1 protein-coding gene is annotated in these 1,809 nt (G+C 45.6%); it reads left to right on the plus strand.

What is annotated here, in order from left to right; all coding sequences use genetic code 11:
* Positions 1-230: 230 nt before the first annotated feature.
* Positions 231-1,809, plus strand: a 1,579-nt coding sequence (locus tag BLO53_RS18850; RefSeq protein WP_092065259.1) for a transposase, incomplete at its 3' end; no start/stop codon positions are given.

Consider the following 1,809-nt stretch of genomic DNA (forward strand, 5'->3'; position numbering starts at 1 on the left):
TAAAACTTTCCCAAATCGTCGGACTATAGGTTAAGCCCCTAAATCCGCGGTTTGTTACTTCAATTGTCAGAAAATGAGTGCACCAAAGGCAAAAATCCTTGGTAAACCGCATCATTTTCCCTGATTTTTACTGCACTTTGACATCAGATTTTTGTAAAATGGGACAAAGAAAACTTGATTATATAGTCCGACTATGGTATAATAGGACTATATAAAAAGGAGGCTTTCTTATGCCAGTTCCAGCAGATATCCGTGCAGTTCCCAGACCAGTGAATACTATTGTAGATGACAGTGGACGTGACGGCCCTAAAAGGTACGCCGTTAGAGAAAGAGCATCCACAAAATATGTTGCAGGCGGAAATCCTCAGCCGCGCAACGGAAAGGTTGTCGGACATATTATCAATCACGAGTATGTCCCTGTTGAGACAACTGTTTCATCGGCTCCGGTGGTTCCTGATATGCTGTCCTATGGCTCATCTGCTCTTGTACACTCGGTGACCCGGGACATTGAAAAAGATCTGCTGGCAGTTTACGACCCTTCCGATGTCTATGCGATTATGGCAATCGCTTCGCTCAGGGTCATTAAGCCTCAGGTTACTGACAGCAGGCTTTCGACACACTACAATCGTTGTTTTGTCTGTAAGGACTATCCTGGTGCAGCCATATCGAAAAACTCTGTCAATAAGCTGTTTAACATGATTGGTATGGACGGAGCACGGCGCAGTAAGTTTTATCGGCTGCGCATGAAAGCTACATCCGCTGACCATCACGTAGCAATTGATGGCACCTTAAAGCAGGACACAAGCATAGTCAATGACCTGTCGGCATACTCCTACAAAGCTAGAGTACGAGGATGCAGCGAGGTCTCCGTTCTCTATGCTTACGATATTGAACTGATGGAACCCATATGTGCCGAGATATTCCCTGGCAACAGTATAGATTCAAAGTCATATCCTGCATTTATACGCGATAATGATCTTAGAAGAGGAATCATTGTCGCAGATAAGGGCTTTCCTCCGAGCAAGATTAAAGAAGAGCTCTCAGAAAGACCTGATCTTCATTTCCTTACACCTATCAAGCGAAATGACAAACGCATTTCTGATAATGACATGCTCTCGTTTGATGGTGTACTTTCTGGCATAGATGCCCATGTTGTTTATAAAAAAGCCAGAATTAAAGGTGGTCGTTACCTTTATGCCTTCAAAGATGCGAAAAAGGCTGCAAAGGAAGAATCAACCTACATTGCAAACGCCAAGCGTAAGAATACTTTTTCTCCCGAGAAGTACGCTGAGAAAAGAAACACGTTCGGCGTAATGGTTCTCGAATCAGATCAGGATCTTGCCCCTGAAGTGGCATACAAGTGTTATCAGGACCGTTGGCTTCTGGAGATGGTCTTTAAACGTTACAAGAGCGATGAGTGCCTTGACCATACCGGTGAGCAGGGCGACTTTGCTGTAATAGGCAGCGAGTTTGTAAACTTTATCTCAACTGTTGCAACCTGCAGGATTATCCGCAAAGCCGAAAATGCTGGACTTCTGAAACAGATGTCCTATGGTGAACTCATGGATGATCTTTCATCAGCATGGCGTAGGGCGGATGCACCTGCAGAGCCATCATCCGCTGACGGGTTTTGGGTGCACACAATACAAACCGCAATGGAAGAGCTCGAAGCTCTTGGGCTTTCAAAGCCGGCTCCAAAGCCTGAGCCTAAGAAACGCGGGCGAAAGCCGAAGCCAAAGGATCAAGTTGAAATAAAACCCAAGCGGCCACGTGGTCGCCCAAGAAAGGAAGCTAACCCTTCTGCCGGAA

The sequence above is a fragment of the Butyrivibrio sp. INlla14 genome, from assembly GCF_900102515.1.
Classification (GTDB): Bacteria; Bacillota; Clostridia; order Lachnospirales; family Lachnospiraceae; genus Butyrivibrio.